Consider the following 5,922-nt stretch of genomic DNA (forward strand, 5'->3'; position numbering starts at 1 on the left):
CTGCAGCTGGGCCAGGCCGCAAGGGCCGGCGCCGATGATGGCGACTCGTGTCATGGTCCGATCTCGCTCCTCGATGTAGTGGTCCGGTGTGCTGGTTGGTGCGGGGCCACCCCGGGTGGCCCCGCAAGGTGGTTTTTATGGTAAACGTTACGATACAACCACATTTTATAGTTATGTTAGTTTCACAACTCCCTCAACTATTTATCAGTACAATATGGTGAGTGGTGAAAGTAAAATTTATCGCCAACCAACTGTAGATTTTAATCCTGATGAATTTGAAACCAAGCAAATTTTTTATAGTAGTAAGGATGGTACAAGTATCCCCATGTTTATTACTCATAAAAAAGGTGTAAAGCTAGATGGCAATAGCCCAACTATTCTTTATGGATATGGAGGATTTAATATTTCTCTGACTCCCAACTTTTCTATTAGTAGATTAGTTTGGTTAGAGATGGGTGGCGTATATGCAATAGCCAATATTCGTGGAGGTGAAGAATATGGTGAAGAGTGGCATAAAGCAGGAATAAAACAACAGAAACAAAATGTATTTGATGATTTTATTAGTGCTGCTGAATGGTTGATTAAAAACAAGTGGACTTCATCGAAAAAGTTAGCTATTACTGGTGCAAGTAATGGTGGTTTATTGGTAGGTGCTTGTATGACTCAAAGACCAGAATTATTTGGTGCAGCTTTACCTGCAGTGGGAGTAATGGATATGTTACGTTTCCCTAAATTTACTATTGGTTGGGCGTGGGTAGATGATTATGGTTCTCCAGATAATCCAGAAGAATTTAAAGCTTTATATGCTTATTCTCCCCTACATAATTTAAAGCCAGAAATATCTTATCCGGCAACTTTAGTTACTACTGCTGACCATGATGACCGAGTTGTTCCAGCTCATAGTTTTAAGTTTATTTCTGCTTTACAAGCAGCTCATGTTGGAGATAATCCAGTATTAATTAGAATTGAAACTAAAGCAGGTCATGGAGCAGGAAAACCTACTACGAAAATTATTGAAGAAATTACAGACGAATTTGCTTTTTTGCTCAGAAACTTTGAGATAGAATTGCCAGAAAATTTTAGTAATTAATTACAGCAGTTTTGGAGTTGATGAGGTCAAAATTTTAGGACTTTAGGGAGTAGGGAGTAGGGAAAAAAAGATTAATTTTAAAACTGTACCTCACGCTTCCTAAAAAGTGCTGTAAGTTGTGAGTTAATCACAACTCCAATAATGATTTGATAAATTATTCTCCGGTATAACCAACTAAAAATCCAGCAAATATTCCTCCCCAAAAATCTTCAACAGAAACAACCTGTTGAACATTACTTTTTCGAGAAATTCAACAATATACCAAAGAAGGATAATTAACGATTAGATTAGCCAGCTATAAACTACCTTAAGTTATGATTATTATTGGAAGTTAAAAATTTAGAAAAATGACAATTACAGTTAATGACTTACAGAATATGCTACAGCCTGAGCTAGATGAACTTTACAAAAATAGCCATGCAGGTATTATTCCTGATGGTGAAAGTAAAGGCACAGTAATATTTGCTCCTGGTACTTCTTTTTCTCAGAATGTTTCCTCAATTATTAAATTTCTAGCTTGGCAAGGTAAAATATTTTATCGAGAAAAAGGTTATTTACTCAATAAAATAACTCCTCTAAATATAGAATTAGTTAAAGCAGAAGTTTATTTGGGAAAAAGCTGGCTTGATGAGGGAGAGTCTATCATTCTTGACTATTCTCAAACATCTTTTATTGCTCAAAAAATTAGGGATGAAATTAGAGAAGTTGCACCAAATATTTATCTAGGAAATGCTTACTGGGAAAAATATCGAGTTCTTAACTTTGTTCTAGAGTTTTAGTACAAAGCCAAATAAATTCCAAATCAATCCCTAGTATTTAATTTTTTTTCAGTAACTCAACCCATTAATATTTTTTTTTGCAATATCTACTAACTACTAATACCCTAATCCTAACTTTGAGATTTTGTCTGACGCAACTCTTGTTGTAAATCCTTCATAAATTCCAGAAAAAAATCTTTAAATACACAAACTCTTTCTGAAGTTCCAGTGCTAAAAGTAAAATTTATATCCTGGGTTTCAATAGCAGCTTTTCCAATTTGAAACATGAAAACTGTTTTTCCTGGAATTGTAGGAGATGATAATAACCCATCAAAATTTGATTCCTTCACAGCTATTCGTGGTGCTTGAGGAGTCAAAGGATTAGATGTAAAAATTTCTTCTACTGATTTATCTAGGTTATTTTTTAACGTTCTTAATCCACCTGTTGTTGCTTGCACAACCTCCCCAATATTATGTCCGACATCTAAAATATGAACATCATTGGGAAGATTTTTTGCACAGTAATTCATCAGTTGATTCTGTGCTTTTCTACCAGCTATATATTTCCACGGCAAGATAGCTTCGCCTAAACTTTGTACTGTATTTTTGGCAGTTTTAGTAATAGGTAGAGGAATTTCTTGATCAAAAAATCTTTGATTAACTATTTGCACCATTTCATAAGCAAGAACTTCATCTTCTGTATCTTTATTTAAAAGTTCAGCAATTCTTTTGACATCTGCTTCACTATAACTTGTTGCCACTTTTTCCTCAAGATATGCTCTTCTTTGTTGATAGGTAGGATTAGAAATTGACTCGAAAGGACAAAACCATAAGTCACGCTCTTGATCGTGAAATTTAGTAGCTCTAAAATAAATTTTTGCCCACCAAGGTAAGGAAGCAGTATCGTATGTATGTAAACGGTCTACATCTCCTGAAGTTTCAATTTTCTTTATTTGCTCTGAATCAGAAACTATAATGATGTCTAGTAAAAATGGAATTTTCACTCGAAATGGATTAAAGCTGATAATATCTAACATTTTTTATCTTTCCTAAATATAGGTTTTCTTGCTTTTCTAATAGCTAGTGTCGCTACGCGGAAGTTAAAAGTTAAAGAGTACATCTCAATTTTGAATAAAGCCAAAAATTTATCGCTTTTAGGGAACAGGGAACAGGGAATAGGGAACAGGGAATAAGAAAAAAGTATTTTTGCAAATATTGAGATACACCCAAGTCAAATATTAAGTAATAAGTAAGCGTCAAGAATTTTTTCTAGGCATTAAGCAAAAATATCTTATTCGGTGAAACCCTACTTCCTACTCCTTGCTCTCTATTCTCAAGAATATGTAGCAAGACTTTTAAGAAATAGTAAACTGTTGTGCATTTAAAACATCTAGAAAGTTGTGTGTTTAACTAAAATGATAACCCTTATAGCTTCTGACTTCTAACTTCGTTATTACCGAATAATTAAGGTTTAAAGCCTCTCCTTTAAAGGAGAAATAAGAAAAAAATTTCCTTTGAGTCAATCCTCTTCTTTTCAAGGAGAGGTAATTGTTAATTATTAATTATTAATTATTAATTATTGAAACCCCACCTTTCGCCAAGGTGCAAAAGCATTTTCCACACTAAATAAAGCCAGACTTAAACTCGGATAATGCCGACGCAAAACAGTCAACATACTGTTATTATCAATCCAATCTAAACCAAATTGGGTATAAATTTCAGCTCGATAATCTTCAGTAAAGAAACGATCGCTTTTCAACCTTCGAGACGCCATAAGAATAAACACACGAAAAGCAGTATCACTAAAACCAAATCCCGTGGGAGGATTTTCCGCAAACATACCCACCATTAAATCTACACTATCAATATTATTCTGATAAACTTCTCGTAATTCTTTCACCCATTTTTCATTATCAGTAATCTCTTCAAAAGATTTTACTCGTCCACGACCAATTAATTCTCTAAAATCATTATAACGAGGAACACCCCGCTCCCGGTCTCGCAAAATATCTACAGCAGCTAAATCAAAAACTTCACCATTATCTCTTACAAGTTGCTGGAGAAAACTCGGATAATTATATAGAGTAATCGCTCCTGGATAACTAATACCAAATGAGTAAAATAAATCCGACATTTCTAAATTTTCTAAAAGATTTCTAGTACGATTACCAGCAACTTCAAATAAATTATTCTTTTGTAATAAATTCCCGTTTTTAACCGAATAAAATTCAAATTCATCTGGCATTAATGGGTGCATTCGATACACAGAGACAAATTCTTCAGTTAAATAGTAGGGAGCTGTATGATGGTCAGTAGAAGAACCAATAATACCACTCAGCAGTTCGCTATCTCCCACACGGCCAAAAATCTTCTTGAAATGTTGACCCAATAAACCCCACCAGTTAGCATCCATAGCTATTTGTAAAGCAGGAAGTCCTAGAATTCCCGGAGTCCATTCTACAGTGTGAATTTTTGCTAGTAAAGCAGCATTAATCAAACGAGCATGGTCAAATAGGTCTTCATCTGTCCATGCAGGATACTTTTGTTTAAGATGGTCGCAAATTGTGTTATGTTCTTTGACAAATATAGTGTGGAGCATACTCAGTCCAATCCACCAATTATCGTCAAAACCTACTAGATCGATACCATTTTCAGAATTAATAGGTAATAAACCATCATCCTCAATTAACATTTTGCCGTCTACATGGGAGCGTAACTTATCTATTGTTTCGCGATCGCTACCATAAATTTGAGAAGCATCCCACCAATGAGTAACTTTATTAATATAAGTAGGAGGACCTTGGGTATTATCATCGCTACGAGTTGTATCTGATAAAGTTTTTTTAATTTCCAAAGGTCGATATTCTTCAGGCCAAGGATCGCCTTCTTCCAGGGGAATTTGAAACTTATTATCCTGTTGGTTATCTCCATGGGAAAACCAGTCATGGGTTTGAAATTGAATCCAAGCAGCAGCTAATAGATTTAGGGTAGTCGCTGGTACAAATTCCTCTCGCGTCAATAACTTTCGACTAATAATACGAGGGTTAGGATTAAGTAAATTCTCTTCATTAGGATAAACATTCTTAAGTGGAAAATTACGCCCAAAGCGGGTACCCGCCATACCCATTTTGGGGTCTTCCAAGTCATTAAAACTACCATCAGCAGTACGCACAACTAAATGGCGATCGTCAGGTAGAGGTAAAGGTAACTCGGTATCATCTTGAGTAGGTAATTGTGCCGTATTATGAAGGTTTTCTTCTCTTAATTTGTTCCGAAATCCAAGTAATTTTAACAATGCAATGGGAGTAGGAAATTTATACCAAGGCCACTTCATAAAGTTCTCCTTTTATAACAGTTATATTTTGAGGACTTGAGTCTAGAGTAAGCGTCAAGGGTGGGTTAAAATTATATTTTAACTCCTTTACAATATAACTATTAAGTACAGTAATTGCCTAGTGTTATTTTTTGATTAACTTATGTGAAGATTCCCGAGCTAAATGTGACTTTAACTTCATTTAGCATTGTATGATAAATTAATTGATTTGTGTTTAATATATCCCTCTTAGAGTTAATTTTTATTAAGATTAAAATTTAGTAGTGGTGCATTGTAATTATTTCGGTAACAGTATAGTTTGCATCTCAGCCACCATTCATCATTACTATACATAACATACATAACTAAAAGGAGTAGGTAGTGGTGTATTTTCAACAATTAATAATTAATAATTACCTCTTCTTATAAAAAAGAGGATTGGCTAAGAGCTGATTTATTAACTGAGCTGTTTGCGCAGCATTCCGCAGGAAAACTCTTATGCTATCTAGGTCTCATAAATTTCTACTTTACTGGCCGACAATCGGTAAAACCTTTTTCCTGTAAGAAATTCAGCCTCTTAATATTTACTTTATAAATCAGCTCTTAGCCAATCCTCTTTTTTATAAGAAGAGGTAATTATTAATTATTAATTAATGAAAATACACCACTACCTACTCCTTTTAGTTATGTATGTTATGTATAGTAATGATGAATGGTGGCTCAGATGCAAACTATACTGTTACCGAAATAATTACAATGCA

General features: G+C 34.3%; 3 protein-coding genes and 1 pseudogene. 2 read left to right on the top strand and 2 right to left on the bottom strand.

Translation table 11 applies throughout. From position 1 onward, the window contains the following. Nucleotides 1-124: 124 nt before the first annotated feature. Nucleotides 125-1,090 (top strand): annotated as a pseudogene (locus F6K13_RS14885) (prolyl oligopeptidase family protein); the annotation flags it as partial. 347 nt (nucleotides 1,091-1,437) lie between these two features. Further along, nucleotides 1,438-1,869 (top strand): hypothetical protein, encoded by a 432-nt coding sequence (locus F6K13_RS14890; RefSeq protein ID WP_287287744.1) that lies wholly within the window; start codon nucleotides 1,438-1,440, stop codon nucleotides 1,867-1,869. 110 nt (nucleotides 1,870-1,979) lie between these two features. On the opposite strand, the gene F6K13_RS14895 is transcribed toward F6K13_RS14890, so the two are convergent. Then, nucleotides 1,980-2,885 carry a hypothetical protein gene (locus F6K13_RS14895; protein ID WP_287287746.1) on the bottom strand — a complete coding sequence of 302 codons (906 nt, stop codon included), beginning with the start codon at nucleotides 2,883-2,885 and terminating at the stop codon, nucleotides 1,980-1,982. A gap of 539 nt (nucleotides 2,886-3,424) precedes the next feature. Beyond that, on the bottom strand, nucleotides 3,425-5,182 hold the full coding sequence (locus F6K13_RS14900) for a peroxidase family protein (RefSeq protein WP_287240739.1): 1,758 nt from the start codon (nucleotides 5,180-5,182) through the stop codon (nucleotides 3,425-3,427). Nucleotides 5,183-5,922: the final 740 nt, after the last annotated feature.

The organism is Okeania sp. SIO2B9 (assembly GCF_010672505.1).
Taxonomy (GTDB): domain Bacteria; phylum Cyanobacteriota; class Cyanobacteriia; order Cyanobacteriales; family Microcoleaceae; genus Okeania; species Okeania hirsuta.

Coding starts and splice junctions, on each gene's coding strand:
- F6K13_RS14890 (WP_287287744.1), top strand. CDS start 1,438: ATGACAATTACAGTTAATGACTTACAGAATATGCTACAGCCTGAGCTA.
- F6K13_RS14895 (WP_287287746.1), bottom strand. CDS start 2,885: ATGTTAGATATTATCAGCTTTAATCCATTTCGAGTGAAAATTCCATTT.
- F6K13_RS14900 (WP_287240739.1), bottom strand. CDS start 5,182: ATGAAGTGGCCTTGGTATAAATTTCCTACTCCCATTGCATTGTTAAAA.